Consider the following 26408-nt stretch of genomic DNA (forward strand, 5'->3'; position numbering starts at 1 on the left):
CGCTGCGGGACGCTGCGCTGGACGCAAGGCTGCAGGCGGAGCGGCTCCGGGGGCCGGGGCTCGAAACGCGGGGCGTCGACCGGACGCGGCTCGAATCGAGGCGCATCGACGCGGGGCTCCGGGCGGGGCGGCTGCGGCTCGGCACGCGGCGGGGGAGGCGGCGGGACTTCCGCGCGCGGCGGCGGCGGGGGAGGCGGCGGCATCGCGGGCTCGGCGCGCGCCGGCTCCGCCCGAGACTCCTGCCGAGGTTCTTGCCGAGGTTCTTGCCGGGGTTCGGGACGGGGCTCCTGGCGCGCCGACTCAACCCGAGGCTCGATCCGCTCGAGTCCGGGCTCGCGCGGCTGCGTCGCCTGGGGACGCTGAATGTTGCCCTCGATGAGCACGTCGTTGGGCCCGCCGATGAGCACAAGGTGCTCGATGTTGTCGCGCCGCACGATGACCAGCTGCCGCTGGCGGTCGAGGCTGAAGGCGTCCACCACGCCCAGGCGCGGCTGGCGCGAGCGCCCCGCGCCGCCCTGCGATTGCAGGCGTCCGCCCGCGAAACGCCGCAGGATCAGCGCGAACACCGCGAGCAGCACGAAGATGATGGCGAAGGCGACGGCCCAGACGACAGGCGTTGGCCAAGTTGTCGGCAACGAGAGCAAAGCGCGTGAACTCCTTCGTACCGGCGGTCTCGCCCGCCGGGTGCGGCATTGGTTACGCCTGGCCCCCCGTGCGTCAAGGCGCGCGCACCGGGGACGGGGGGAAATTGTGCCAGAGTCGAACGAAGTTTACCCGAAATTAACCATGAGCGCGGCAATTTTTACCGGGTCGCCAACTCCTTTTCAGAAAGTCGGATTTCATGAGCGCCGCCGGATTGCCGCTGGTGAGCCAGCTCAAGGAGCGGATGCACTGGCTCCAGTCGCGTCAGAAAGTGCTGGCCGAGAACGTCGCCAACGCCAATACGCCGGGCTTCAAGCCTCGCGACCTGCGGCCTTTCGAGGCGGGCGACGGCGGCGGACTCGCTCCCCTGCAAACGGCGCCGGGGCACCTCTCGGGCGGGCCGTCGGACGATGCGGCCCGCACCAGGGCGGCGCGCCGCTTCGAGACGACGCCGTCGGGCAACGCCGTCAGCCTCGAAGACGAGATGACGAAACTGGCCGACACCCAGGCCGACTACCAGGCGGCGGCGACGCTTTACGCCAAGAGCCTGTCCCTTTTGAAAATCGCCATCGGTAAGCGCGCCTGAGGATTTTCGATCATGGATTTCATGCGTTCCCTTGCCATCGCCGCCTCGGGACTGAAGGCCCAGGCCGGCCGCATCCGAATCATTTCCGAGAACATCGCCAACGCCGACTCGGCGGCGGCGACGCCCGGCGGCGACCCGTATCGCCGCAAGATCGTGACCTTCCAGGGCCGGCTCGACCGGGAGCTCGAGGCGCAGACCGTCTCGCTGGGGCGGGTGCGGAAGGACCAGCTTCCGTTCCGCACGCGACACGATCCCGGCCACCCGGCCGCCGACGCCAACGGCAACGTCAAGCTGCCGAACGTCGATTCGCTGGTCGAGCAGATGGACATGCGTGAGGCCCAGCGAAGCTACGAGGCCAACCTCAACGTCATCGGCGCAACCCGCCGCATGCTGGCCCGCACGCTCGACATTCTGCGGGCCTGAGCCGCTCTTTCCGTCCCTTTCCCGTTTTGCCGCTTCGGGGTTTCAGCATGGCCGTTTCCTCTCTCGCCGCCGGCGCCTACGCCGCCACGCAGCTCCTTTCCTCGCCGGTCTCGGCATCCTCGGCGCCCAAGGCGGGCGCGCCGAGCTTCGCGGACACGCTGAGCGGCATCGTGGAGAGCGTGGCGCAGTCCGGAGCCTCGGCCGAGCGCCAGGCCAGCGCCGCGGCGCAGGGCAAGGCCGACATGGTCGACGTCGTGACGGCCGTGGCCGAGAGCGAGTCGGCGCTGGAGACGCTCGTCGCCGTGCGCGACAAGGTGATCCAGGCCTACGAGGAAATCATGCGGATGCCGGTGTGAGCCGGGAGGAGACGACGACATGACCGGCGCGGAAGTCCTCGACGTCGCCCGCGAGGGCGTCATAACCTTCCTGAAGGTGGCCAGCCCCCTGATGCTGATCGCGCTCGCCGTCGGCGTCGTGATCTCGCTCGTGCAGGCGCTCACCCAGATCCAGGAACAGACGCTCGTCTACGTGCCGAAGATCATCGTGGTCGGCCTGGCGCTGATCCTGCTGCTGCCCTTCATGGGCGACGCGCTGGCCGCGTACATGGACCAGATCGCGGCGCGAATCGCCGCGGGCGTCTAGAATGCATCCCGCCGGCCGGCCCGGCGGATCGGCGCGGCGGGCGCGCCTGACTAGAGGGCCGCGCATTGCGGTGGGCCGCTCATGTCTCTCACGCTCGGGCCGCAGCTCGCCGTCCTCTTCATGCTGGTGTTCGCCCGCGTCGGCGTGCTCGTGATGCTGATGCCGGGCGTTGGCGAGCGCTTCCTGCCGGTGCGGGTGAGGCTGGCGCTGGCGCTGTTCCTGACGCTGGCCCTCACCCCGGTCGTCCGCCCGATGCTGCCGGCCAGCGTGGCGCGGCCGGACGGCGCGATGGCCGCGCTTCTGGTCGAGATCGGCATCGGGCTGATGATCGGGCTCACCTTCCGCCTCATCATCGCGAGCCTGCAGACGGCGGGCAATTTCGTATCGCAGGCGCTGGGCCTGGCCTTCGCGGAAACGGTGGATCCCTCGCAAGGCGGCCAGGCCGCCGCGGTCGGCAACTTCATGACGCTGCTGGGCGTCACGCTGATTTTCGCGACGGACGCCCACCACGCCGTCATCGCCGCCATCGGGGGCAGCTACCTGGCGCTGCCGCCCGGCATGGTTCCCGCGACGGGCGACGCCGCCAGCCTCGCGCTCGGCACGATGGCGACGGGGTTCTCCGTCGCGGTGCGGCTCGCGGCGCCCTTTCTGGTCTTCGCCATCGTGTTCAACGTCGGGTTGGGGGTGCTGTCGCGCCTCATGCCGGCGTTGCAGGTGTTCTTCCTCGCGATGCCCGCAACCATCATACTGGGCTTCGTGATTCTCTTCGGGGTGCTCGGCCTGATGATGCTCGAGTTCCTGAACGAGCTCTCCACTCTCCTGACGCCCTTCACCGGACGCTGACATGGCCGAGAGCGAGGACAGGGAAGACCACACCGAAGCCCCAAGCCAACGACGGCTGGAGCAGGCGGCCGAGCGCGGCGACGTCGCGCGCAGCGCCGAGGTCAACACCTGGTTCGTGCTCGCGGGGGGCGCGCTGGCCCTCGCGGTGGCGGGTGCCGATTCGGCGCAGTCGCTCGCCCGCGCGCTCGGCGCGATGCTGGCCAACGCCCACAGGCTGCCCGAGGGCCCCGGCGGACTGTCGGCCTACGGCACGCACTCGATGATGGTGGCGCTGGGGGCGATCGGCCTGCCGCTCGCCATCCTCGCGCTCGCCGGGCTGGCGGGCGGGCTCGTCCAGCACCGGCCGATGTTCACCACGCAGCCCGTGACGCCGCAGCTGTCGCGCATCTCTCCGTCCGCGGGGCTGAAGCGCGTCTTCGGCAAGGAGGCTTTCGTCCAGTTTCTCAAGGGCCTGGCCAAGCTGGGGCTGGTGAGCGTCGTGATGGCGGTCGTTCTCTGGCCGGAGCGCGCCCGCCTCGAATCCCTCGTCACGCTCGACGTCGCCGCGCTGCTGCCGGCCACTTCCGCCGAACTCTCCCGCCTGATGACCGGCGTGCTGGCGATCTACGCCTTCCTCGCCGCCGGCGACTTCGCCTGGCAGAAATGGACCTGGTACGGCCGCCAGAAGATGACCAAGCGGGAGATGAAGGAGGAGTACAAGGAGACCGAGGGCCATCCCGAGGTGAAGGCGCGCATCCGCAAGCTGCAGGCGCGCGCCTCGCGCCGGCGGATGATGGCGCAGGTGCCGAAGGCCTCCGTCGTGATCATGAACCCGACCCACTACGCGGTGGCGCTCCAGTACGAGCGCGGAATGCCCGCGCCGCGCTGCGTCGCCAAGGGGCTCGACGCGCTGGCGCTGCGCATCCGCGCCCTGGCCGAGGAGAACGCCGTGCCGGTCGTCGAGAACCCTCCGCTGGCCCGCGCGCTTTACAAGGCCGTTGATCTCGATCAGGACATTCCGGTGGAGCACTACAAGGCCGTGGCCGAGGTGATCGGATTCGTGATGCGCCTTCGCAGGAGGGCGACATGACGGCACTGGACGGGGCGAGAATGGCCAAGCCGGCGGCGCAGGAGCTGAAGAGCGTGCATCGGGCGCCGCGCTCGGGCAGCGCCGGGCTGCTGCTGGTGCTCGCCGGCGTGCTGGTCGGCGCGGCGATCGCCCTGTCGCTGCTCGCCACCGAAAAGGCGCAGCCGCTGATCGTCGGGCTGCTGGCCCTGCTGGCCGTGGTGGGCGTCTTCGCGCTGTTCGCCGGAGCGGTGGGGATCATCGAGTTCTCGGGCAGGGCGCTGCGCAACGACCTGACCAAGGCGATCGCCGACAGCGCCGCCGAGGGCGTGCTCGTCGTCGACCACGACGGTCGCATCGGCTACGCCAACGAGGCCTATCTGCGCCTCTCCGGATCGACGGGACCGGACAACGTGCCCACCGTCGAGCGCCTGCTCACCGGCGCGTCCGACGTGTCGGAGGCGATTTATCGCCTCGCCCAGGCGGCGCGGGAGCAGAAATCGGCCACCGAGGAAGTCCGTCTCTCGCCGCCGCTCGGCGGCGTCGAAGGGGTGGCGTGGTACCGCGTGAAGGTGCGCCCCATCGAGCGCGCCGGGGGGCGCGGCGCGGCGCTGTGGACGGTCGCCGACATCACGCGCGACCGCGAGCGCCAGGAGAACGTGTTCCAGGAACTCCAGCACGCAATCGACTATCTCGACCACGCGCCGGCCGGTTTCCTCTCCATCGACGCCAACGGCAACGTCATCTACCTCAACGCCACGCTCGCCAACTGGCTGGACTACGATCTCGCCCAGTTCGGCTCCGGCGGGCTGAAGCTGGCCGACCTCGTGCCGGGCGACGGCGCGGCTCTGCTCTCAACGGTCACCGGCGGCGCCGGCGAGGTCCGCACGGAAACGCACGACCTCGACCTGCGCCGGCGCGGCGGCCAGTCGCTTCCGGTGCGCGTGTTCCACCGCGTCGCCTTCGGCTATGACGGCGTGCCCGGGCCTTCGCGCACGCTGGTGCTGAACCGCTCGGCCGGCGAGGACGTCGCCGAGGGCCAGCGCGCCGCCGAGGTGCGGTTCGCGCGCTTCTTCAACAACACGCCGCTCGCCATCGCGGCGGTGAACCGGCAGGGGCGCATCGCGCGCACCAACGGGCCGTTCGTGCGGCTGTTCGGCCCCGTGTTCAAGGGCATGGACGCCTCCGAACCGCGCTCGATCCTCTCCGTGGTGGGCGAGCGCGACCGCGAGGCGCTGTCGGAAGCAATCGCCGGAGCGGCCGCCGGGCGCGGCGACATTCCGCCGCTGGACCTGGCGCTGGCGGGGGAGGGCGCGCGCTCGGCGCGGTTCTTCATCTCGGCCGTGGAGCGCGAGGAGGACGACAGCGAGGCGGCCATCGTCTACGCCATCGACACCACCGAGCAGCGCGCGCTGGAATTGCAGTTCGCGCAGGCGCAGAAGATGCAGGCCGTGGGCGAACTCGCCGGCGGCGTGGCCCACGACTTCAACAACGTGCTGCAGGGGATCATCGGCTACGCCGACCTGCTGCTGGTGAACCACCGGCCGACCGATCCGTCCTTCCAGGACATCATGCAGATCAAGCAGAACGCCAACCGGGCGGCCGGCCTGGTGCGGCAATTGCTCGCCTTCTCGCGCCGCCAGACGCTGCGCCCGCAGGTGATGAATTTCGGCGAGGTGCTCTCGGACCTGACGATGCTGCTCAAGCGGCTGCTCGGGGAGAGGGTCGAGCTCGACGTCCGCCACGGCCGCGACCTGTGGCCGGTGCGCGCCGACCTGACGCAGTTCGAGCAGGTCGTCGTCAACCTCGCGGTGAACGCGCGCGACGCCATGCCCGAGGGCGGCAAGCTCTCGATCCGCACGCGCAACGTCAGCGCCGCCGAGGCGGCGTCCCTCAACTATCCCGGCATGCAGGCGGCCGACTACGTGCTCGTCGAGGTGCAGGACTCCGGCACGGGCATTCCGCAGGAGATCATCGACAAGATCTTCCAGCCCTTCTTCACCACCAAGGAGGTGGGCAAGGGCACGGGGCTCGGCCTGTCCATGGTCTACGGCTTCGTCAAGCAGTCCGGCGGCTTCGTGTTCTGCGACAGCGTGGTCGGCGAGGGCACGACGTTCCGCATCTTCCTGCCGCGCCACGCCGGCGAGGCGCAGGACGACGCGCCGGCCGCGGCGGCGGCGCCGGCCGGGCAGGCCGCCAAGCCCGCGGCCGCGCGCGTCCCGCAACCCGACCTCACCGGGCACGGCACCGTGCTGCTGGTTGAGGACGAGGAGGCGGTCCGGGCGTTCGGGGCGCGCGCGCTGGCCCAGCGCGGCTATACGGTGCTCGAGGCCGCCTCGGGGGTCGAGGCTCTCCAGGTCGTCGAGGCGCATGGCGGCGAGATCGACCTGATCGTCTCCGACGTCGTGATGCCCGAGATGGACGGCCCGTCGCTTCTCGGGGAGCTGCGCAAGCGCGGCGTGACGGCGCGGATCATCTTCGTCAGCGGCTACGCCGAGGAGGCCTTCAGCCGCAACCTGCCGGCGGGCGAGAATTTCGCCTTCCTCCCCAAGCCGTTCTCGCTCAAGCAACTGATCGAGGCGGTGAAGGGCGCGCTGGGCTGAGCCCGGCGGCGGGCGCGGGCGTGCGCGGTCACGACACGTTAACCGTGCGGAGCATGTAGATCTTGACTCGCGGTAGAAGAACAAAAAAAGAACTTGCGATGGGGAACAAAGGGTGATCGTATGAGCCTCAAGGGTCTGTTGAGACTCGCTCGGTCCCCTGTCATAAGGACGTCTCCCATGTCGCAACCGTCACTCCGACTCGTCGAAGGCCAATCCATGGACAAGACCAAAGCTCTCGATGCCGCGCTCTCCCAGATCGAGCGCGCCTTCGGCAAGGGCTCCATCATGCGCCTCGGCAAGAACGAGAAGGCGGTGGAGATCGAGACCGTGTCCACCGGTTCGCTGGGGCTCGACATCGCGTTGGGCGTCGGCGGCCTGCCGCGGGGCCGGGTGGTCGAGATCTACGGGCCGGAATCCTCCGGCAAGACGACGCTGGCCCTGCACACGGTCGCGGAAGCGCAGAAGAAGGGCGGCGTGTGCGGCTTCATCGACGCCGAGCACGCGCTCGATCCTGTCTATGCCCGCAAGCTCGGCGTCAATCTCGAGGACCTGCTGATCGCCCAGCCGGACACGGGCGAGCAGGCGCTGGAGATCTGCGACACGCTGGTGCGCTCGGGCGCGCTCGACGTGCTGGTGATCGACTCGGTGGCCGCGCTGGTGCCGCGCGCCGAGATCGAGGGCGAGATGGGCGAGGTCCAGCCCGGCCTTCAGGCGCGCCTGATGAGCCAGGCCCTGCGCAAGCTGACCGCCTCGATCTCGCGGTCGAACTGCATGGTCATCTTCATCAACCAGATCCGCATGAAGATCGGCGTCATGTACGGCTCGCCGGAGACGACGACGGGCGGCAACGCGCTGAAGTTCTACGCCTCGGTGCGCCTCGACATCCGCCGCATCGGCGCGATCAAGGACCGCGAGGAAGTCGTCGGCAACACGACCCGCGTCAAGGTGGTGAAGAACAAGGTCGCCCCGCCGTTCAAGCAGGTCGAGTTCGACATCATGTACGGGGAGGGCGTCTCCAAGTTCGGCGAGCTGGTCGACCTCGGCGTCAAGGCCGGGATCGTCGAGAAGTCCGGCGCGTGGTTCTCCTACGACAGCCAGCGCCTCGGCCAGGGCCGCGAGAACGCCAAGGCGTTCCTGCGGCAGAACCCGGACGTCGCCGCCCGCATCGAGGCGCAGATCCGCCAGAACGCCGGGCTGCTGGCCGAGCGCATCCTCGACAACATCGACCCGACGGCCGACGATCTGGACGCTGGCGAAGCCTGATCTCTCCCGGCTCCCGCACGAAGTCGCGACGGGCGCCTGCAGGGCGCCCGTTTTGCTTGAGAGGCCCGGCAAGCCCGTGGCTGTGTCTCGACATCGGGCCCGCCCGCCTCTAGAAAGCCTCAGTTCGTCATGCGCCCCGGCGGCGCGAAATGCTGAGTGAGATTGGTCGTCATGAGCGGCGTGAACGAGATTCGATCCACCTTCCTCGACTACTTCGCGAGGAACGGCCACGAGGTCGTGCCCTCGAGCCCGCTGGTGCCGCGCAACGACCCCACGCTGATGTTCACCAACGCCGGCATGGTGCAGTTCAAGAACGTCTTCACCGGCATCGAGAAGCGCCCCTATTCGCGCGCCGCCACGGCGCAGAAATGCGTGCGGGCGGGCGGCAAGCACAACGACCTCGACAATGTCGGCTACACCGCCCGGCATCACACCTTCTTCGAGATGCTCGGCAATTTCTCGTTCGGCGACTACTTCAAGGACCGCGCGATCGAGCTCGCCTGGAACCTGGTCACCAAGGAGTTCGCGCTCCCGGTCGACCGGCTGCTGGTCACCGTCTACTCGGAGGACGAGGAGGCGTTCGGGCTGTGGAAGCGGATCGCCGGCCTGCCCGACAGCAAGATCATCAAGATCCCGACCTCGGACAATTTCTGGGCGATGGGCGATACGGGTCCGTGCGGCCCGTGCTCGGAGATCTTCTTCGACCACGGCGACCATATTCCCGGCGGGCCGCCCGGCTCGGCCGACCAGGACGGCGACCGCTTCATCGAGATCTGGAACCTGGTGTTCATGCAGTTCGAGCAGGTCGCGCCCGGCGAGCGTATCCTGCTGCCCAAGCCGTCCATCGACACCGGAATGGGGCTGGAGCGCGTCTCGGCCGTGCTTCAGGGCACGCACGACAATTACGAGACCGACCTGATGCGGGCGCTGATCGGGGTCGTCGCCGATCTCACCGGCGTCGAGCCGACCGGCCCGCGCAAGGCGAGCCATCGCGTGATCGCCGATCATTTGCGCGCCTCCGCCTTCCTGGTCGCCGACGGCGTGCTGCCCTCGAACGAAGGGCGGGGCTATGTTCTGCGCCGCGTCATGCGCCGGGCCATGCGGCATGCCGAGTTGCTGGGCGCGCGCGAACCCCTGATGTGGCGGCTCGTGCCGGCGCTGGTCCGCGAAATGGGACATGCCTATCCGGAGCTGGTGCGCGCCGAGGCGCTGATCACCGAGACGTTGCGGCTGGAGGAGACGCGTTTCCGCAAGACGCTCGAGCGCGGCCTGTCCATCCTCGAGGACGAAACCCGCAATCTCGGCGAGGGCCAGAGCCTGCGCGGCGACGTGGCGTTCACGCTCTACGACACTTACGGATTCCCGCTCGACCTGACGCAGGATGCGCTGCGCGCGCGCGGCGTCGGCGTCGATGTCGAGGGGTTCAACGCGGCCATGGAGCGCCAGCGCGAGATGGCGCGCGCGGCCTGGGCCGGGTCCGGCGAGGCGGCGACCGAGGCGGTTTGGTACGCCGTGAAGGAGAAGGTCGGATCGACCGAGTTCCTCGGCTATGACGCTGAGAAGGCGGAAGGCGTCGTCACCGCGCTGTTGCGGGAAGGTCAGCCGGTCGAGTCTCTGACGGCCGGGCAGGACGGCATCGTCGTGCTGAACCAGACGCCGTTCTACGGCGAGTCCGGCGGCCAGGTCGGCGACACCGGCGTGATGACCGGGCCGGACGTCGTGCTGCAGGTCGCCGACACGCAGAAGAAGCTGGGCGACGTGTTCGCCCACGTCGTGCGCGTGACCTCGGGCCGCGTGGCGCTGGGCGACGCGCTGGAGCTGGCGGTCGACCGCGAGCGTCGCGCCGCGATCCGCGCCAACCATTCGGCGACCCACCTGCTGCACGAGGCCCTGCGGCAGGTGCTCGGCGACCACGTGGCGCAGAAGGGCTCGCTCGTCGCGCCGGAGCGGCTGCGTTTCGACTTCTCGCATCCCAAGCCGATCTCGGCGGAGGAGCTGTCGCGCGTCGAGGCGATCGTCAATCGCGTCGTCCGCCAGAACGACGCGGTGACCACGCGGCTGATGGCGGTCGACGAGGCGATCGAGTCGGGCGCCCGCGCTTTGTTCGGCGAAAAGTACGGCGACGAGGTCCGCGTCGTCTCGATGGGCCGCAACGCGGACGAGGGCGCGAACGCCACCTTCTCGATCGAGCTGTGCGGCGGGACGCACGTGTCGCGCACGGGCGATATCGGCCTCGTGACGGTGGTGGGCGAGAGCGCCGTCGCGGCGGGCGTGCGCCGCATCGAGGCGATGGCCGGCGAGCCGGCGCGCCTGCACCTCTCGGCCGAGAGCCGGCGTCTTCACGACCTGGTGGGCCAGCTCAAGGCGCCGGTCTCGGAGGCGAACGAGCGCCTCGCCGCGCTGATCGAGGACCGGCGGCGGCTGGAGCGCGAGCTGGCGGACGCGCGGCGAAAGATCGCCATGGGCGGGGGATCGGGCGGCGGTGACGCCGCGGTCAGGGAGGTCGCCGGCATCAAGCTGCTGGCGCGCTCCGTCTCTGGCGTCGAAATGCGCGACCTCAAGACGCTGGCCGATGAAGGCAAGAAGCAGGTCGGGTCCGGCGTCGTGGCCATCGTCGGCGTGGCGGAGGACGGCAAGGCCGGGGTCGTGGTCGGCGTCACGCCGGACCTGACGTCCCGCTTCAACGCGGTCGATCTGGTGAGGGTCGGTTCCGAGGCGCTCGGCGGCAAAGGTGGCGGGGGACGGCCGGACATGGCCCAGGCCGGCGGCCCGGACGGCGGCAACGCCGCGGACGCACTCGAGCGGATCGCCGCAGCCATCGGGGGGCGGTGAACACCGCCCTCCATACCTACCGATACGCGGCGCGGCTGCGCCACCGCGTTTACGCTCTTTTCGAGACGGCGGAGCCGACGGACCGCCTGTCGCGCTACGTCCACCGCTTCCTGATCGCCCTCGTCCTGGTCAGCGTCACGGCGACGATCCTGGAATCCGTTCCGGAACTCGAGGCCGCCCACAAGGCGGTCTTCAACGGGATCGAGCGGCTCACGATCGCGGTGTTTTCGGTCGAATACGCGCTTCGGCTTTGGGCGGCGGTCGACTACCCGCCCTATCGGCGGATGGGGGCGTGGCGGGCACGGCTCGCCTTCGCGCGCACCGGCCCCGCGATCATCGACCTGCTGACGATCCTGCCGTTCTATTTGGCTCTTGTCGCGCCGGACATCGATCTTCGGGTGTTCGTGCTGCTGCGGCTAATACGCTTCCTCAAGCTGGCTCGGTATTCGCCCGGCATCAGGTCGCTGTACGAGGCGGTGTACGACGAGCGCCGGGCGCTGGCGGCGTGCCTCGTCATCCTGTTCGGGCTGGTGATCGGCACCGCCTCCGTGATGCACATGGCGGAGCGCGCCGCGCAGCCCGAGAAGTTCGGCACCATCCCGGATGCGATGTGGTGGGCCATCGTCACGCTGGCGACGGTGGGCTACGGCGACGCCGTGCCGGTGACGCCGCTCGGCAAGGTGATCGCCTCGCTCACCGCGCTGATGGGCCTGGTCATGATCGCGCTGCCCGTCGGCATCATCGCCACGGCCTTTGCGGAGGTGATCCACCGCCGCGAGTTCGTGGTGACCTGGGGCATGATCGCCCGCGTCCCGCTCTTCGCGGCGCTGTCGGCGGAGGAGGTGGCGGAGATCATGCGGCTCCTGCGCTCGCAGGCGGCCGAGCGTGGCAGCATCATCGTCCGGCGCGGCGACGTGGGCCATTCGATGTATTTCATCGCGTCCGGCCAGGTGGAAATCGAATTGCCGGAGGGCGAGCGCCACGTGCTCGGCGACGGCCAGTTCTTCGGCGAAATCGCGGTGCTGAAAAATGCGCGGCGCACCGCCACCGTGCGCGCCACGGTGCGCACGCAACTGCTCGTGCTCGACGCCGCCGATCTGCGCGCCCTGATGCAGAAGCGGCCGGACATCGCGGAGAACATCCATCGCGTCGCGCGCGAGCGCGCCGCCAAGCGCGAGACGGTGCCCTCCGACGCCCCGCTCGATGCGCGCGACGACTGACTGACGCCGCTGACGGCGCTCAGGGCGGCGTGGCGCGCGGCCGCATCCGCGCCAGGTCCTCGGGCGAAGCGAACTGGTCGGTCCGTTCGCCCGGCAGGCCGTCGAGCGTGTGGATGAACGGCAGCTTGGACTCGACGCCGAAGGCCTTGAGCGGCGGGGCGACGGTGGGGTCGTCGAGCGATCCGAGCGAGATCGCGATCCGGTCCGTGCCGAGGTAGTGGAAGGTCAGCGGCGTGCCGCAGGCGGCGCAGAAACCGCGCTCGGCGGCCTCGGACGACCGGTAGATCGAGGGCCGGCCGCGCGTCCACGCGATGCGGTCCAGCTTCACGCTGGCCAGCGCCGCAAAGAAATTGCCGAACGCCTTCTGGCACATGCGGCAATGGCAGATATGCGCGTTGTAGGGCTGCATGGAGAGGCGGTAGCGCACCGCGCCGCACTGGCAGCCTCCGGTCAGGTCCGTCATCTCTCCTCCTCCGGCGCGAGCTTCGGCCCGCATGATGCGGACACTGGGGCGGGGGAGGCCGGGGCACAACAGAAAAGGCCCGGCGCGGGGGCCGGGCCTTTCGAACGCGTCGGGGCGGCGGATCAGGCCGCCATCGCCTTGCGCAGGTTCTCGTCGATCTTGTCGAGGAAGCCCGTGGTCGACAGCCATTTCTGGTCGGCGCCCACCAGCAGGGCGAGGTCCTTGGTCATGAAGCCGGCCTCGACCGTGTCCACGCAGACCTTCTCCAGGGTCGCGGCGAACTTCGCCAGCGCGGCGTTGTCGTCGAGCTTGGCGCGATGGGCGAGGCCCCGCGTCCAGGCGAAGATCGAGGCGATGGAGTTGGTGGAGGTCTCCTTGCCCTTCTGGTGCTCGCGGTAGTGGCGCGTCACGGTGCCGTGCGCGGCCTCCGACTCTACGATCTTGCCGTCGGGCGTCATCAGCACCGAGGTCATCAGGCCGAGCGAGCCGAAGCCCTGCGCGACGATGTCGGACTGCACGTCGCCGTCGTAGTTCTTGCACGCCCAGACATAGCCGCCGGACCACTTCAGCGCCGAGGCGACCATGTCGTCGATCAGGCGATGCTCGTAGACGAGGCCCAGCGCGTCGAACTTCGACTTGAACTCGCTGTCGAAGACCTCCTGGAACAGGTCCTTGAAGCGGCCGTCATAGGCCTTGAGGATGGTGTTCTTGGTCGAGAGATAGACCGGATACTTGCGGTTCAGCCCGTAGTTGAAGGAGGCGCGGGCGAATTCGCGGATCGAGTCGTCGAGGTTGTACATCGCCATGGCGACGCCGGCGTCCGGGAACTTGAACACCTCCTTCTCGATGACCGTGCCGTCCTCGCCCTCGAACTTGATGGTCAGGCGGCCCTTGCCGGGCACCTTGAAGTCCGTCGCGCGGTACTGGTCGCCGAAGGCGTGACGGCCGACGACGATCGGCTGCGTCCAGCCCGGCACGAGGCGCGGCACGTTCTTGCAGATGATCGGCTCGCGGAAGATGACGCCGCCCAGGATGTTGCGGATCGTCCCGTTCGGCGACTTCCACATCTCCTTGAGATTGAACTCCTTCACGCGCGCCTCGTCGGGCGTGATGGTGGCGCACTTCACGCCGACGCCGACCTTCTTGATGGCGTTGGCGGCGTCGACGGTCACCTGGTCGGCCGTGGCGTCACGATGCTCGACGCCCAGGTCGAAATACATCAGGTCGATGTCGAGATAGGGGTGGATCAGCTTGTCCTTGATGTACTGCCAGATGATCCGGGTCATCTCGTCGCCGTCGAGCTCGACAACCGGATTGGCCACCTTGATCTTCGCCATCGTCCACCTTTCGCGTTTCCGGGGCTTCCGCCGTGGGGCGGCTGCGTCGGACGCCCTCATATCATCGCCCCGCGGGGCGGCAAAGCGCGCCTTTCGTGCAAGCCGACGAACGGGCTGGACCTTTGGACAGGGCCGTGGAAAACGCGATGCCCCCTCCCGCCCGGGTGGAATTTCCCGTAAACCGGGGCGCATCCGGCCCCGGCCGGCCCACGATACGCGAGCTGCCTGAATGCCCGGAGCCGGAACCGACCACACGCGGCCGCCGATCGGGGGAGGGCCCGCCGTCATCCTGGTCGAGCCGCAGCTCGGCGAGAACATCGGCATGGCCGCGCGCGCCATGGCGAATTTCGGGCTGGACGACATGCGGCTCGTGCGCCCGCGCGAACGCTGGCTGCACGCCAAGACACGGGCGGCGGCGGCCGGGGCGGAGTACATCCTGGACAAGGCCACGACGTACGACACGGTGCGGGACGCGGTGGCGTCGCTCTCCTTCGTCTACGCCACCACGGCGCGCGAGCGCGGCCAGGGCAAGATCGTCGTCGGCCCGCGCGAGGCCGGGGCCGCCATGCAGGCGCGCGTCGCGGCGGGGCAGAGCGTCGGCGTGCTGTTCGGACGCGAGCGCACGGGGCTCGAGAACGACGACATCGCGCTCGCCGACGAGATCCTCACCTATCCGGTCAACCCGGCCTATGCCTCTCTCAACCTGTCCCAAGCGGTGCTGCTGCTCGGCTTCGCCTGGCGCGACGCGGCGGAAGCGCCGTTGCCCTTCGCGTTCAAGCCGAAATGGCCGCCGGCCCCCCGCGAGATGGTGCTGTCCTTCTTCGATTATCTGGAGGAGCAGCTCGATGCGCGCGGCTTCTTCCGCCCGGCGGGCAAGCGGCCGGTGATGGCGCGCAACCTGCGCAACATGTTCCACCGCATGAACCTGTCGGAGCAGGACGTGCGCACGCTGCGCGGCATGGTGGTGCGCCTGATCGAGGGGCCGCGCGAGCCGCAGACGCGCAAGCGGACCGGCCCGAAGCAGACGCCGAAGGGCGCGCGCTCGCAGGACCTGATGCGCCGGGACGACGGCGAATGAGCACGGCCCTGTGCGACGTCGTGGTCGTCGGCGCCGGGGCGGCCGGGCTCGCCGCGGGCCGGGCGCTGATCGAGGCGGGTCTGGACATCCGCATTGTCGAGGCGCGCACCCGGGCCGGCGGACGGGCCTTCACCGACAGCGTGGTCGGCCAGCCCTTCGACGCCGGCGCCGCCTATATCCACTTCGCGGACCGCAATCCGTGGGTGGCGCTGGCGGCTGAATTCGGCGTGACGCTGGAGAAGCATCGCGGATGGGGCGGCGGCGTCGCGTTCCGCGACGGGCGGCGTCTCGACGCCGGGGCGACCGCGGCGCGGCGAGCGGGGATGGCGCAGTTCTGGGACGCCATGGAGACCGCGCGGGAGGAACAGCCGGCGTCCGGCGCGTCGCTGGGCGACCTCACGGCGGGGCTGTCGGAGGGGGCGCGCGACGCCGCGCTGCGCTTCGGCCAGCACGCCATCGGGGAGGAGCCGGAGCGCATCGACCTCGCCGACCTGATCGCCCAGTGGGAAGGGCCGGATCTCGTCGCGCCGGGCGGCTACGGACACCTCGTCGCGGCCGCGGCGCGCGACCTGCCCGTGAGCTACGGCGTCCAGGTCACGCGCATCGACTGGAGCGGCAAGACCGTGCTTGTGGAGACGACCCAGGGCGCGCTGCGGGCGCGGCACGTGGTCGTCACCGTTCCCGTCGGCGTGCTGCGGGCCGGCGGCATCGCGTTCGCCCCGGCGCTGCCCGCCGCCACGCGCGACGCCCTCTCCGGCATGACGATGGGCGTGCTGAGCAAGGTGGCGCTGGCGTTCGACGGCGCGCGGTTCGGCTGGCCCGCTCCGAGCGACGCCTACGCGCTCGGCACGGGGTTCAACTTCGAGCTCTTCCCGTTCGGCCGCGACCTCGTGATCGCCACGCTCGGCGGCGACGTCGCGCGCGACCTGATGGGCCAGGGGGACGAGGCGGCCATCGCGGCGACGCTGGACGTGTTCGCCTCCATCGTCGGCGGCGAGGCGCGCCAGCGCTTCGTCGCCGGGCGAACGGCGGCGTGGATGCGCGACCCCTTCGCGGAGGGCGGCTATTCGGTGGTGCGGCCCGGGCACGGCGGCGCGCGCGCGGCGTTGCGCGAGCCGGTGGGCGGGCGCGTGCGATTCGCCGGGGAGGCCACGGCCGAAGGCGGGTCGATGACCGTGGGCGGCGCGACGCTGGAAGGGCGGCGCGCGGCGGCGGAGATCGTCGAGGCGCTCGCCTGAGCGCTTGCGGGCGAGGCGCGGCTCTTCCAAACTTCGCCCCATGCAGAATCTGATCACCGACGTTCCCGGCGTTCTCGTCGGCAATGCCGACGACCGGGAGCGGGCCACCGGCGTCTCCGTCGTCCTGTTCGAGGAGGCCGCCGCCGCCGCCGTCTCCATCCTCGGCGGCGCGCCGGGCGTGCGCGACACGGCCCTGCTCGAGCCCGAGATGACGGTCGAGACGGTCGACGCCATCGTCCTGTCGGGCGGCTCCGCGTTCGGGCTGGACGCCGCCGGCGGGGTGATGGCCGTGCTGGTCGAGCGCGGGCGCGGCTTTCGCGTCGGCGATGCGCTGGTGCCCATCGTGCCGCAGGCCATCCTGTTCGACCTGCTCAACGGCGGCGACAAGGCCTGGGGCCGCAAGCCGCCGTTCTTCGATCTCGGCGCGGCGGCGTGCGAGGCCGCCTCGGCCGGCTTCCGGCTCGGCACGGCGGGCGCGGGCTACGGCGCGACGACGGCGACGCTGAAGGGCGGGCTCGGCTCCGCCAGCGCCGTCACCGAAAGCGGGTTCGTGGTCGGCGCGCTCGTGGCCGTGAACGCGGTCGGCACGGCGACGATGGGGGAGGGGCCGCATTTCTGGGCCGCGCCCTACGAGCAAAACGCCGAGTTCGGCGGGATCGGCTGGCCCTACGCGCGGCCGAAGGACGCGCTGGTCCCCCGGCTCAAGGGCGGGCCGGGCCGCAACACCACCATCGCGGTCGTGGCCACCGACGCGCGGCTCGGCAAGGCTCAGGCCAAGCGTATCGCCAACGCCGCGCATGACGGGCTCGCGCGGGCGCTGCGCCCCGCGCACACCCCGCTCGACGGCGACATCGTCTTCGCCGCCGGCACGGGCCGGCGCGAGGTGGCGGGCCCGATGGCGCTCAACGAGATCGCCATGGCGGCGTCCGACGTGCTCGCCCGCGCCGTCGCGCGCGGTGTCTACGAGGCGACCGCGCTGCCCTACCCGGGCGCGCTGCCGGCGTGGAAGGACCGCTTCGGCCGCATCATGGTTTCGCCCTGAGCGACGTCGCTCGTCCGCTCAGAACCGGTCGGCCCGATAGGGGCGGGGGTCGGTGAACGGCGTTTCGCCCGTGAGCATCTCGGCGATGAGCCGCCCGGTGACGGCCGACAGCGTCAGGCCGTGATGGGCGTGGCCGAAGGCGAACCAGAGGCCCTTGTGCGCCGGAGCCGGCCCGATCACCGGCACCATGTCCGGCGTGCAGGGCCGGCTGCCCATCCACGGAGCGGAGTCGACGCGCCCGTCGAGCGGGAACAGGCGGCGCGCGTGCGGCTCGGTCCGCGCGATCTGCACCGGCGAGGGCGGCGCGTCGCGGTCGGCGAACTCCGCGCCGGTGGTGAGGCGAATGCCCCGCGCCATCGGCGCGAGCACGTAGCCGTTGTCGCTGTCGAACACGGTGTGGTTGAGCACGGCGTTCCCGGCCGGGCGATAATGCATGTGGTAGCCGCGCTTGACCGCCATCGGCAGCCTGTATCCCAGCGGCCGATACACCACGTCCGACCACGGGCCGAGCGCCACCACCACGTCGCGGGCGGTCACCGTGCCCGCCTCGGTGCGAACGGTCCAGCCGCCCGCGCCGGCCTGCGCCAGGGTGCGAGCGTCGCCGGAGAGGAACCCGCCCCCGCGGGCCTCGAACAGGTGCAGGTAGGCGCGCGACAGCGCGCCGGGGTCAATCACGTTCACCGGGTCCTTGAAGTGGATGCCGCCCCGCACGCCCTCGCTCAGGTGCGGCTCCATGGCGCGCACGCCGGCGTCGTCGAGGAAGTCGACGGTGAGGCCGAACGGCGCGAGTTCCTTCGCCTCCGCGATGGCCTCGGCCAGCTTCTCGTCGGAGCGGAACAGCTTGAGCCAGCCCGTGCGGCGCAGCAGATGGCCGGCTTCCGCCGCCTCCACCAGCGGCTCGTGCTCGGCGACGCAGCGCTCGATCAGCGGCAGTGCGGCCCGCATCGCCGCCTCGTGGCCGGCCGGCGACGAGGCGCGCCAGTAGCGGAACATGAACGGCGCGATCTTCGGCAGCGTGGAGAGGTGGTAGTAGGCCTCCGGCGTGGTGTTGAGCGCGTACTTGAACAGGTCGCGCCAGCGCCGGGGAAACGCATAAGGATAGATCGAGGCCCGCTCGATGATGCCGGCATTGCCAAAACTGGTGCCCTCGCCGGGGACGGACCGGTCGACGAGCGCCACCGAGCGGCCTTTTTCCTGGATCTTGAGGGCGGTGGCGAGCCCGACGATGCCGGCCCCCAGAACTACGACGTCACGCTGCATTGAAATCTTCGCTGTCCAATTGTCGTTCTCGATCGCCGACAATAAGGAGACGGAGGGCGTCCGTCACGTCCCGCCCAGCCCACGCATGCCTGCCAAGCCTCAGACAGGACCAGCCCCCGCCAATGCCCCTGTTCCTGTCCCCCGTTTCCAAGGGCCTCGCGTGGCTGGGACGCCATGGGGCGGCGGGCTTCGCGGTCTCGATCTTCCTCGGCCTGGCGCTGCCGTGGCTCGCCTCCAGCTTCCGGCCGTTCCTGCCGGCCTCGATCTTCCTGTTCGTCACCCTGTCCTTCGCGCGGGCGGATTTCGCCGGGGTGCGGCGGGTGATGCGCAGGCCGGCGATGATGGCCGCCACATCGGTGTGGATGGTGCTCGCCATGCCGGCGCTGATCGGCATCGGGTTGGCGGCGATCGGCCGCGGCGCGGTGGAGCCCGGCCTGCTGCTCGGCATCGCCCTGGTCGCGGCCGCTCCGCCGCTGATGGGTTTTCCGGCCTACGCGGCGCTGCTCGGCCTCGACAACAGCCTCGGCATCGCCCTTCTCGTGATCACGCTGGCCGTCACGCCCTTCGTCGCGCCGCCGCTGGCGAGCTTCGTCGCGGGCAGCGCGGTGCCCATCGACTCGGTCGTGCTGGGGGTGCGGCTGTTCGGTCTGCTCGCCGGCGCCGGCGGTGCGGCGCTGCTGCTGCGCCGGATCGCCGGCCCGGAGCGCCTCGCGGCGGCGCGCCACCAGCTCGATGGCGTGTTCGTGCTCATCTATTTCTTCTTCGCCATCGCGGCGATGGATGGGGTGATCGGGCAGACGCTGGCCGATCCCCTGCGCACCGTGCTCTACCTCGCCGTCGGCTCGGGCCTGGCATTGCTCGGCCTCGGGGCGGCGATGCTGGCGCTGCGTTCGCTCGGCGCGGGAGAGGCGTTCGTCCTGGGCCTGGGCACCGGCATGCGCAACACCGGGCTGCTGGTGGGCGCGATGGGCGCGGCGTGCCCACCCGACACCTACCTGTTCTTCGCCCTGCTGCAATTTCCCATCTATCTCGCGCCCTTCGTGATGGCGCCGCTCGCCCTCGTGGTGGCCCGGCGCGCGGCGCAGGCGAAAGGCTGAATCCGGGCCGAATTCCCCGGATTCTCCGTCGCCCGCGTTGCGTCGGCGGGCCGGGAGTGCTACCCGCCGCGTCATGACCAGCGCGCCCTCCGCCACCGCCGCCCCGCAAGGGGAGCGTCCGCTCATCATCGCGCCGTCGATGCTCGCCTCGGACTTCGCCCGCCTGGGCGAGGAAATCCGCGCCGTCGAGCAGGCCGGCGCCGACTGGATCCATCTTGACGTCATGGACGGGCATTTCGTGCCCAACATCACGTTCGGGCCGGACGTGATCCGCGCCATGCGGCCGCACACGAAGCTGCCGTTCGACGTGCATCTGATGATCGCGCCGGTGGACCCCTATCTCGAAGCTTTCGCCAAGGCCGGGGCGGACATCATCACCATCCACGCGGAGGCCGGACCGCACCTGCATCGCTCGCTGCAGGCGATCCGCCAGCTCGGCAAGAAAGCCGGCGTGGTGATCAACCCGGCGACGCCGGAAAGCGTGCTGGAGTACGTGATCGACCGCGTCGACCTCATCCTGCTGATGACGGTGAACCCCGGCTTCGGCGGGCAGGCCTTCATCCCCGAGGTGGTGGACAAGGTGTCGCGCGTGCGCGCCCTGATTGGCCACCGGCCCATCGACCTGGAGATCGACGGCGGCGTGACGCCCGAGACCGCGCCGCTGGTGACCGCGGCGGGCGCGAACGCGCTGGTCGCGGGCTCCGCCGTGTTCAAGGGCGGCAGCCCGGAAGCCTACACCGCCAACATCGCCGCGATCCGCGACGCGGCGCGCGCCGCCGCGCCCCGCGCCTGACACTCGAGCTTCGGAAGGACCCGCCATGATCCCGCGCTACAGCCGCCCCGAGATGGTCGCGATCTGGTCGCCCGAGGCCAAGTTCCGCATCTGGTTCGAGATCGAGGCGCATGCCTGCGACGCCCTGGCCGAACTCGGCGTCATCCCCAAGGAGGCGGCGCGGACGATCTGGGAGAAGGGCGGCGCGGCGAAGTTCGACGTCGAGAAGATCGACGCGATCGAGCGCGAGGTGAAGCACGACGTCATCGCCTTCCTCACCCATCTCGCCGAGTTCGTGGGGCCGGACGCCCGTTTCGTCCACCAGGGCATGACCTCGTCCGACGTGCTGGACACCTGCCTCAACGTGCAGCTCGTTCGCGCCGCGGACCTGCTGCTGAAGGACATCGACGCCCTGCTGGCGGCGCTGGAGCGCCGCGCGTTCGAGTACAAGACGACGCCGACCATCGGCCGCTCGCACGGCATCCACGCCGAGCCGACGACGTTCGGCGTGAAGCTGGCGCTGGCCTATGCCGAGTTCACGCGCTGCCGGGCGCGGCTCGTCGCGGCGCGCGAGGAGGTGGCGACCTGCGCCATCTCGGGCGCGGTGGGCACCTTCGCCAATATCGACCCGCGCGTCGAGGAGCACGTCGCCCGGGCGCTCGGCCTGCGGCCCGAGCCGGTGTCGACGCAGGTCATCCCGCGCGACCGCCACGCCATGTTCTTCGCCACGCTGGGAGTCGTCGCCTCCAGCATCGAGCGGCTGGCGGTGGAGATCCGGCATCTGCAGCGCTCGGAGGTGCTGGAGGCGGAGGAATATTTCTCTGAAGGGCAGAAGGGCTCTTCCGCCATGCCGCACAAGCGCAACCCGGTGCTCACCGAGAACCTGACCGGGCTGGCGCGCATGGTGCGCGCCTACGCCGTGCCCGCCATGGAGAACGTCGCGCTGTGGCACGAGCGCGACATCTCGCACTCCTCGGTCGAGCGGATGATCGGGCCGGACGCCACCGTGACGCTGGATTTCGCGCTGGCGCGGCTCGCCGGCGTCGTCGACAAGTTGCTGGTCTACCCCGAGAACATGCAGAAGAACCTCGACCGGCTCGGCGGTCTCGTCCATTCGCAGCGCGTGCTGCTGGCGCTGACGCAGAAGGGCGTCTCGCGCGAGGACGCCTACCGCCTGGTGCAGCGCAACGCCATGCCGGTTTGGCGCGGGCAGGGCGATTTCCTCACTCTGCTCAAGGCGGACGCGGACGTCGCCGCGCGGCTGAGCCCGGCCGAGCTCGAGGAGCTGTTCGACCTCGGCTACCACCTCAAGCACGTGGACACGATCTTCCGCCGCGTATTCGGCCGCGCCTGAGGGCCGATTACGGGCGCGGGATGGGTTCGGCCGCAGCGGCGGCCAGCGGCGTCGCGCGGTCCGTCCGCGCGGCCGGCGCGGACTCGGCCGCGTGCCGCGCCTCCGGGAAGGTCATCACCACGCGCAGGCCCGGGCGGTTGTCCTCCAGCGAAAGGTCGACGTGGTGCAGTTCGGCCACGGCGGCGACGAGGCTGAGGCCCAGCCCGTTGCCGGGCGCGCCCCGACTGCGCTCGAGCCTGTAGAAGCGGCGCAGCACGTTGGCGCGCTCGGCTTCCGGGATGCCGGGCCCGTCGTCGGACACCTCGCCGACGGCGAGCCGCCCGTGCTCGGTGAGCGTGACGCGAATCGAGGCTCCCTGGGGCGCGTGGTGCAGCGCGTTCTCCAGCAGGTTCGCCAGCATCTGCGTCAGCAGCTCGCGGTCCCCGGAGATGTCGATACCCGCCTCGATGGCGCTGGTGAGCGTCTGGCCCTTGTCCTCGGCGGCGGGGGCGTAGGCCTCGGCGACGGTGGCGAACACCGCCGACAGGTTCACGCGCCGGAAGCCCTGCAGGCGCGCGCCGCTCTCGATCTGGGCGATGCGCAGAAGCGCCGAGAAGGTCGCCAGGATGGCGTCGATCTCCTCCAGCGCCGCCTCGTATTCGGAGACGTCGCCGTTTTCGCCGCTGACCCGGTCACGCGCCGCCTCCAGCCGCTGCCGCAGCCGCGCCAGCGGCGTGCGCAGGTCGTGCGCGATGTCGGTCGAGACCTGCCGCAGCCCGTCCATCAGGGTCTGGATCCGGGCGAGCATGGCGTTGAGGTTCTCGGCGAGCGTGTCGAGCTCGTCGAACGAGCCCGTGATCGGGATGCGCTCGGACAGATTGCCCGCGACGATGTTCGCCGTGGTGCGGTTGATCGCCTCGACGCGCCGCAGGAAGCCGAGGCTCATCAGCATGCCGCCGCCGATGGCGAGCGCCATGGCGAAGCTCATCGCGGTGAAGAAGGTCTCGCGCAGCCGCTGGTCGAAGTCGAGGAACTGCGCGAGGTTGCGCCCGGCGAATAGGATGCGCCCGTCCTCCAGTTCGACGCCGACAAAGCGGCCACGCGTGTAGGGGGGCGGGGGACGGCCCTCGGTGACCGTGACGTCATGCTCGAAGCGCCCCGCTGAGTGCGGCAGCGTCGCGATGTTTCCCGCGATCCAGGAGCCGTCGCTTCCCTGAAGCAGGTAATAGGTTCCCGGGTTGGCCGACGCCGCGCGGTTCCTCACGGCGCGGACCAGCACGTCGGCGTCCTCGGGTTCGTGGAGATGGGAGAGGCCCAGCAGCTCGGCTGTGATGGCCTCGTTGATCTGCCCCTCGGCGAACTGCAGGATGCGCCAATAGAGCAGGCCGAACAGGGCGAAGGCGGAGACGGCGAAAATCAGCGCGTAGAGCAGCGCAAGACGGAACGAGACCGTGCCTGCGAAGCGCGGCTTCACCGCAGCATGTACCCGGCGCCGCGGACCGTGTGGATCATCGAGGTCGGAAAGCCCTTGTCGACCTTGCTGCGCAAGCGGCTGACATGCGTCTCGACGATGTTGGTCTGCGGGTCGAAATGGAAGTCCCACACGTTTTCAAGCAGCATGGTGCGCGTCACCACCTGTCCGGCGCATCGCATGAGGTATTCGAGAAGCTGGAACTCGCGCGGCTGCAGCTCGATGCGCTGGCCGCCGCGCGTCGCCGTGCGCTTGATGAGGTCGAGCTCGAGGTCGCCGACCCGCAGGATGGTGGTGGCCGCCGCCGGGCCGCCGCGCCGCCCCAGCGCGCCAATGCGCGCCGCCAGCTCGGGCAGGGCGAACGGCTTGACGAGGTAGTCGTCGCCGCCGGCCTCCAGGCCCTCCACCCGGTCGTCGATGCCGCTCATCGTGGTCAGGAACAGCACCGGCGTGCGGATGCCGCCGGCGCGCAGCCGGCGCACGAGCTCGAGCCCGTCGAGTTCGGGGAGCATGCGGTCGACGATCAGCACCTCGTGCTGCTGCCGCTGGGCTTCCTCCAGCCCCGCCTTTCCGCCGGCGACGCGGTCGACGCTGTGGCCGGCCGAGCGCAAGCCCGCCGCGACATATTGCGCCATCGCCTCGTCATCCTCGATGAGGAGCAGCTTCACTGGCACGTCCCCCACTGGTCCGCCTGACCTGTAGCACGGCGGAAAATCGCTGCAACCGCCGGGATGCGCCCGCGCGCGCATTCGGCGAATTCACGATAAACGGAACCGGTGAATGTTTTCGTGCTGGATCGCGGCCGACGAATCTGGCGTGTCGAGGAATGGTCTTGCATCGCGTTTCGTCCCGTTTCGCCGTCGCCGCGCTGGCGATCGTCGCCGCTTCCGCCACCGCTTCGGCCCGCGCCGCCGACGCGGTCGACCCCGCCGTGGAGGTCGCCGTCGGGAAGGGACGATGCATCGAGGCGCAGGTGGCAGACAAGCCCGTCGCGTGCGTCGCCAACCCGGGCGTCATCCGCGTCCTGTATCGCAGCGGGCGCTCGGTGATCCTGCTGGGGCTGGCCGGAAAGGCCGCCATCGCCTTCGTGGCCGAGCCGGACGCCGCCGCCAACGCGAGCGAAAGCGTGCTCGACATCACCCGCGTGCGCGTCGGCCGCGACGGTTCGGCCCCGCCCGTGCCTGTCACCGGGACATGCCGCCTGACCTGGTCCGCCGACCGCGCCGCGTGGCGCGATGTCGCATGCGACGCGGCCGACGCCAAGGGCCGGCGCTACGTTCTGCGCTTCGAGCCGTCCGGCCCGCTGGAGATCGAACGCGAGGCGCGCCCCTAGTCGCGATCCGGCAACGCGGGCGTCCGCTCCTGGCGATCCTTAGGCCCGCGCTCGATGCGCGGGTGAAGCCGATGCGCGGGTGAAGCCATCCGGAAAGAGCGGGCGCGCCGGAGGCGATACCCCCAATAACGAAACAGCCGCGCCCGGGGGGCGCGGCTGTCGAAAGTCCGTCGGATGGCGCCGGAGCGCCGCCGGATCAGCGCGAGTAGAACTCGACGACCAGGTTCGGCTCCATCTGCACCGCGTACGGAACCTCGGCCAGGCCGGGCACGCGGGCGAGCTTGGCGGTCATCTTGGAGTGGTCGACCTCGATGTAGTCCGGCACGTCCCGCTCGGCGAGCTGCGAGGCCTCGAGCACGATGGCCAGCTGCTTGGAGGCGTCCTTCACCTCGACGACGTCGCCCGGCTTCACCTGATAGGAGGCGATGTTGACGCGGCGGCCATTGACCTTGACGTGGCCGTGGTTGACGAACTGGCGCGCCGCGAACGGCGTGGCCACGAACTTCGAACGATAGACCACGGCGTCCAGGCGGCGCTCGAGCAGGCCGATCAGGTTCTCGCCGCTGTCGCCCTTCATGCGAATGGCTTCGGCGTAGTACTTGCGGAACTGCTTCTCGGAAATGTTGCCGTAGTAGCCCTTCAGCTTCTGCTTGGCGCGCAGCTGCGTGCCGAAGTCGGAGAGCTTGCCCTTGCGGCGCTGGCCGTGCTGGCCGGGGCCGTACTCGCGGCGGTTGACGGGGCTCTTCGGGCGGCCCCAGATGTTCTGGCCAAGTCGGCGGTCGATCTTGTACTTGGCTTCTGCGCGCTTCGTCATCGCGGTTCCTCTCGAGAAATGAAGATGTCGAGGAACGCGCCCTCCTGTGCCCGTTTCGGGGCCGACAGGTTCCGGACGGCGAAGTCCGGCACCACGGGTGCGTCAAACGATCACGCGGGCCCGTGAAGGCCCGCGCTGCGGATGCGTCTAGAGGATGCGGCCGCGCCTGTCAACGCCGGCCCGGCGGGAGTCACATGGCCAGCGGCATCGGCTCCGCGTGGACGCAGGGCAGGCCGAAATCGGCCAGGGCCCGGGCCAGCGGCGGCGTGACGCCGTGCCCGCCGGTGAACACGGCCTGGGCCTCCTCGTCGCCCTCGTGGCCGAGCAGCGGCCCGCCGATGAGCTGCACCACCCGGCGCGCGATGGCGGGGGCGGGATCGAGCCAGGCCACGGGCCACGGCGCGAGGCGGCGGAAGGCGTCGAGCAGCAGCGGATAATGGGTGCAGCCCAGCACGACGACGTCGGTGCGCGGCTCGCCTTCCGGGAAGCAGGGGGCGATCTCGGCCGCGATGTCGGCGTCGGCGACCGGTTCGCCGCGCAGGCAGGCCTCGGCGAGGCCCGCGAGCCGCGTCGAACCGACCAGCGTGACCCGGCAATCGCCCGCGAAGGAGCGGATCAGCTCCTGCGTATAGTCGCGCTTCACCGTGCCCGGCGTCGCCAGCACGGCGACGTGGCGGGTGCGCGACTGCTCGGCCGCCGGCTTGATCGCCGGCACGGTGCCGACGAAGGGGATGGGGAAGCGCGCGCGCAGTGCCGGAAGAACCAGCGTCGAGGCGGTGTTGCAGGCGATGACGACGATGTCGGGGCGGTGCAGCGCGACGAGCCGGTCCATCACCGAGCAGACCCGCGCCACCAGCGCCGCCTCGTCGAGCCGCCCATAGGGAAAAGCGGCGTCGTCGGCGGCGTAGACATAGCGCGCGTCCGGGCGCGCCCGCACGACCTCGCGAAAGACGGTGAGGCCGCCGAGGCCGGAATCGAAGACGAGGATGGTGGGCGCGCGCATGGTCAGGACCGCACCCGCCTCATAAACCGTTCCCGCGAGAAGATCGACGCTCATGTGAGGCGCTCTGG

25 protein-coding genes are annotated in these 26408 nt (G+C 70.3%); 18 read left to right on the forward strand and 7 right to left on the reverse strand.

The annotated features are described in order from the left end of the window. From NK718_RS22265 to NK718_RS17960, 11 genes are all read left to right on the forward strand, one after another. The coding region (locus tag NK718_RS22265) for a hypothetical protein (protein WP_254745088.1) at positions 1-653 on the forward strand (653 nt) is incomplete at its 5' end. 188 nt (positions 654-841) lie between these two features. Beyond that, positions 842-1228 (forward strand): flagellar basal body protein, encoded by a 387-nt coding sequence (locus NK718_RS17915; protein WP_254745090.1) that lies wholly within the window; start codon positions 842-844, stop codon positions 1226-1228. Positions 1229-1240: 12 nt separating this feature from the next. After that, positions 1241-1651, forward strand: a complete 411-nt coding sequence (gene flgC / locus NK718_RS17920; protein ID WP_254745092.1) for a flagellar basal body rod protein FlgC — start codon at positions 1241-1243, stop codon at positions 1649-1651. Positions 1652-1698: 47 nt separating this feature from the next. Beyond that, positions 1699-2007 (forward strand): flagellar hook-basal body complex protein FliE, encoded by a 309-nt coding sequence (fliE, locus tag NK718_RS17925; RefSeq protein ID WP_254745094.1) that lies wholly within the window; start codon positions 1699-1701, stop codon positions 2005-2007. Positions 2008-2026: 19 nt separating this feature from the next. After that, the gene (gene fliQ / locus NK718_RS17930; protein ID WP_254745096.1) at positions 2027-2293 is read left to right on the forward strand and encodes a flagellar biosynthesis protein FliQ; all 267 of its coding nucleotides are present in this window, start codon (positions 2027-2029) and stop codon (positions 2291-2293) included. Between the two features lie 81 nt (positions 2294-2374). Continuing rightward, complete coding sequence (gene fliR / locus NK718_RS17935; protein WP_254745098.1) at positions 2375-3136, forward strand: flagellar biosynthetic protein FliR; 762 nt, start codon at positions 2375-2377, stop codon at positions 3134-3136. Position 3137: 1 nt separating this feature from the next. Further along, positions 3138-4205, forward strand: a complete 1068-nt coding sequence (gene flhB / locus NK718_RS17940; protein WP_254745100.1) for a flagellar biosynthesis protein FlhB — start codon at positions 3138-3140, stop codon at positions 4203-4205. Then, the gene (gene cckA, locus NK718_RS17945; protein ID WP_254745102.1) at positions 4202-6784 is read left to right on the forward strand and encodes a cell cycle histidine kinase CckA; all 2583 of its coding nucleotides are present in this window, start codon (positions 4202-4204) and stop codon (positions 6782-6784) included. Before flhB ends, cckA begins: the two co-directional genes overlap by 4 nt. Positions 6785-6961: 177 nt before the next feature. Beyond that, positions 6962-8047 carry a recombinase RecA gene (gene recA / locus NK718_RS17950; protein ID WP_254745104.1) on the forward strand — a complete coding sequence of 362 codons (1086 nt, stop codon included), beginning with the start codon at positions 6962-6964 and terminating at the stop codon, positions 8045-8047. A 171-nt stretch (positions 8048-8218) separates the two neighbouring features. Next, positions 8219-10879 carry an alanine--tRNA ligase gene (gene alaS / locus NK718_RS17955; protein WP_254745106.1) on the forward strand — a complete coding sequence of 887 codons (2661 nt, stop codon included), beginning with the start codon at positions 8219-8221 and terminating at the stop codon, positions 10877-10879. Then, positions 10876-12099: a cyclic nucleotide-gated ion channel gene (locus NK718_RS17960; protein ID WP_254745109.1), complete on the forward strand. Its 1224-nt coding sequence runs from the start codon at positions 10876-10878 to the stop codon at positions 12097-12099. Before alaS ends, NK718_RS17960 begins: the two co-directional genes overlap by 4 nt. Positions 12100-12118: 19 nt before the next feature. On the opposite strand, the gene NK718_RS17965 is transcribed toward NK718_RS17960, so the two are convergent. Together NK718_RS17965 and NK718_RS17970 are read right to left on the reverse strand one after the other, a co-directional pair. Continuing rightward, positions 12119-12562: a GFA family protein gene (locus NK718_RS17965; RefSeq protein ID WP_254745113.1), complete on the reverse strand. Its 444-nt coding sequence runs from the start codon at positions 12560-12562 to the stop codon at positions 12119-12121. A gap of 122 nt (positions 12563-12684) precedes the next feature. Further along, positions 12685-13899, reverse strand: a complete 1215-nt coding sequence (locus tag NK718_RS17970) for an NADP-dependent isocitrate dehydrogenase (protein ID WP_254745115.1) — start codon at positions 13897-13899, stop codon at positions 12685-12687. 229 nt (positions 13900-14128) lie between these two features. Between NK718_RS17970 and NK718_RS17975 the strand changes: the two genes are divergently transcribed. Genes NK718_RS17975 through NK718_RS17985 form a run of 3 tightly spaced genes read left to right on the forward strand, consistent with a single transcriptional unit; the run spans position 14129 to position 17257 of the window. Further along, positions 14129-14977 carry an RNA methyltransferase gene (locus NK718_RS17975; RefSeq protein ID WP_254745117.1) on the forward strand — a complete coding sequence of 283 codons (849 nt, stop codon included), beginning with the start codon at positions 14129-14131 and terminating at the stop codon, positions 14975-14977. Beyond that, positions 14974-16215 carry a flavin monoamine oxidase family protein gene (locus NK718_RS17980; RefSeq protein ID WP_254745119.1) on the forward strand — a complete coding sequence of 414 codons (1242 nt, stop codon included), beginning with the start codon at positions 14974-14976 and terminating at the stop codon, positions 16213-16215. The genes NK718_RS17975 and NK718_RS17980 overlap by 4 nt, the downstream gene beginning before the upstream one ends. Before the next feature lie 40 nt (positions 16216-16255). Further along, positions 16256-17257, forward strand: a complete 1002-nt coding sequence (locus NK718_RS17985) for a P1 family peptidase (RefSeq protein WP_254745121.1) — start codon at positions 16256-16258, stop codon at positions 17255-17257. An 18-nt stretch (positions 17258-17275) separates the two neighbouring features. Here NK718_RS17985 and NK718_RS17990 read toward each other — a convergent pair whose 3' ends face one another. Further along, on the reverse strand, positions 17276-18517 hold the full coding sequence (locus NK718_RS17990; RefSeq protein WP_254745123.1) for an NAD(P)/FAD-dependent oxidoreductase: 1242 nt from the start codon (positions 18515-18517) through the stop codon (positions 17276-17278). A 122-nt stretch (positions 18518-18639) separates the two neighbouring features. Between NK718_RS17990 and NK718_RS17995 the strand changes: the two genes are divergently transcribed. From NK718_RS17995 to purB, 3 genes are all read left to right on the forward strand, one after another. Continuing rightward, complete coding sequence (locus NK718_RS17995; RefSeq protein ID WP_254745125.1) at positions 18640-19614, forward strand: hypothetical protein; 975 nt, start codon at positions 18640-18642, stop codon at positions 19612-19614. Between the two features lie 73 nt (positions 19615-19687). Then, positions 19688-20407: a ribulose-phosphate 3-epimerase gene (gene rpe, locus NK718_RS18000; protein WP_254745127.1), complete on the forward strand. Its 720-nt coding sequence runs from the start codon at positions 19688-19690 to the stop codon at positions 20405-20407. Between the two features lie 25 nt (positions 20408-20432). Further along, complete coding sequence (gene purB, locus NK718_RS18005) at positions 20433-21740, forward strand: adenylosuccinate lyase (protein ID WP_254745129.1); 1308 nt, start codon at positions 20433-20435, stop codon at positions 21738-21740. Between the two features lie 7 nt (positions 21741-21747). Here purB and NK718_RS22005 read toward each other — a convergent pair whose 3' ends face one another. After that, positions 21748-23193 (reverse strand): sensor histidine kinase, encoded by a 1446-nt coding sequence (locus NK718_RS22005; RefSeq protein WP_254745131.1) that lies wholly within the window; start codon positions 23191-23193, stop codon positions 21748-21750. Continuing rightward, positions 23190-23858, reverse strand: coding sequence for a response regulator transcription factor (locus tag NK718_RS18015; RefSeq protein ID WP_254745133.1), 669 nt, complete (start codon positions 23856-23858; stop codon positions 23190-23192). The genes NK718_RS22005 and NK718_RS18015 overlap by 4 nt, the downstream gene beginning before the upstream one ends. Positions 23859-24022: 164 nt before the next feature. On the opposite strand from NK718_RS18015, the gene NK718_RS18020 reads away from it, so the two are divergent. Then, a complete protein-coding gene (locus NK718_RS18020) occupies positions 24023-24523 on the forward strand; it encodes a hypothetical protein (RefSeq protein ID WP_254745135.1) in 501 nt (166 codons plus the stop codon). A gap of 196 nt (positions 24524-24719) precedes the next feature. Here NK718_RS18020 and rpsD read toward each other — a convergent pair whose 3' ends face one another. Then, the gene (rpsD, locus tag NK718_RS18025; RefSeq protein WP_254745149.1) at positions 24720-25337 is read right to left on the reverse strand and encodes a 30S ribosomal protein S4; all 618 of its coding nucleotides are present in this window, start codon (positions 25335-25337) and stop codon (positions 24720-24722) included. A gap of 190 nt (positions 25338-25527) precedes the next feature. Then, positions 25528-26394 carry a glutamate racemase gene (gene murI, locus NK718_RS18030; protein WP_254745151.1) on the reverse strand — a complete coding sequence of 289 codons (867 nt, stop codon included), beginning with the start codon at positions 26392-26394 and terminating at the stop codon, positions 25528-25530. Positions 26395-26408: the final 14 nt, after the last annotated feature.

Origin of the sequence: Alsobacter ponti, assembly GCF_024294805.1 — a bacterium.
Taxonomy (GTDB): Bacteria; Pseudomonadota; Alphaproteobacteria; order Rhizobiales; family Beijerinckiaceae; genus Alsobacter; species Alsobacter ponti.

What these genes read in the sequence shown, in the direction of transcription:
- NK718_RS17980 (WP_254745119.1), top strand. Translation starts at nt 14,974, where the DNA reads ATGAGCACGGCCCTGTGCGACGTCGTGGTCGTCGGCGCCGGGGCGGCC.
- NK718_RS17995 (WP_254745125.1), top strand. Translation starts at nt 18,640, where the DNA reads ATGCCCCTGTTCCTGTCCCCCGTTTCCAAGGGCCTCGCGTGGCTGGGA.
- NK718_RS17990 (WP_254745123.1), bottom strand. Translation starts at nt 18,517, where the DNA reads ATGCAGCGTGACGTCGTAGTTCTGGGGGCCGGCATCGTCGGGCTCGCC.
- flgC (WP_254745092.1), top strand. Translation starts at nt 1,241, where the DNA reads ATGGATTTCATGCGTTCCCTTGCCATCGCCGCCTCGGGACTGAAGGCC.
- purB (WP_254745129.1), top strand. Translation starts at nt 20,433, where the DNA reads ATGATCCCGCGCTACAGCCGCCCCGAGATGGTCGCGATCTGGTCGCCC.
- NK718_RS17985 (WP_254745121.1), top strand. Translation starts at nt 16,256, where the DNA reads ATGCAGAATCTGATCACCGACGTTCCCGGCGTTCTCGTCGGCAATGCC.
- fliR (WP_254745098.1), top strand. Translation starts at nt 2,375, where the DNA reads ATGTCTCTCACGCTCGGGCCGCAGCTCGCCGTCCTCTTCATGCTGGTG.
- fliQ (WP_254745096.1), top strand. Translation starts at nt 2,027, where the DNA reads ATGACCGGCGCGGAAGTCCTCGACGTCGCCCGCGAGGGCGTCATAACC.
- fliE (WP_254745094.1), top strand. Translation starts at nt 1,699, where the DNA reads ATGGCCGTTTCCTCTCTCGCCGCCGGCGCCTACGCCGCCACGCAGCTC.
- rpsD (WP_254745149.1), bottom strand. Translation starts at nt 25,337, where the DNA reads ATGACGAAGCGCGCAGAAGCCAAGTACAAGATCGACCGCCGACTTGGC.
- rpe (WP_254745127.1), top strand. Translation starts at nt 19,688, where the DNA reads ATGACCAGCGCGCCCTCCGCCACCGCCGCCCCGCAAGGGGAGCGTCCG.
- alaS (WP_254745106.1), top strand. Translation starts at nt 8,219, where the DNA reads ATGAGCGGCGTGAACGAGATTCGATCCACCTTCCTCGACTACTTCGCG.
- cckA (WP_254745102.1), top strand. Translation starts at nt 4,202, where the DNA reads ATGACGGCACTGGACGGGGCGAGAATGGCCAAGCCGGCGGCGCAGGAG.
- murI (WP_254745151.1), bottom strand. Translation starts at nt 26,394, where the DNA reads ATGAGCGTCGATCTTCTCGCGGGAACGGTTTATGAGGCGGGTGCGGTC.
- NK718_RS17975 (WP_254745117.1), top strand. Translation starts at nt 14,129, where the DNA reads ATGCCCGGAGCCGGAACCGACCACACGCGGCCGCCGATCGGGGGAGGG.
- recA (WP_254745104.1), top strand. Translation starts at nt 6,962, where the DNA reads ATGTCGCAACCGTCACTCCGACTCGTCGAAGGCCAATCCATGGACAAG.
- NK718_RS17970 (WP_254745115.1), bottom strand. Translation starts at nt 13,899, where the DNA reads ATGGCGAAGATCAAGGTGGCCAATCCGGTTGTCGAGCTCGACGGCGAC.
- flhB (WP_254745100.1), top strand. Translation starts at nt 3,138, where the DNA reads ATGGCCGAGAGCGAGGACAGGGAAGACCACACCGAAGCCCCAAGCCAA.
- NK718_RS17965 (WP_254745113.1), bottom strand. Translation starts at nt 12,562, where the DNA reads ATGACGGACCTGACCGGAGGCTGCCAGTGCGGCGCGGTGCGCTACCGC.
- NK718_RS17915 (WP_254745090.1), top strand. Translation starts at nt 842, where the DNA reads ATGAGCGCCGCCGGATTGCCGCTGGTGAGCCAGCTCAAGGAGCGGATG.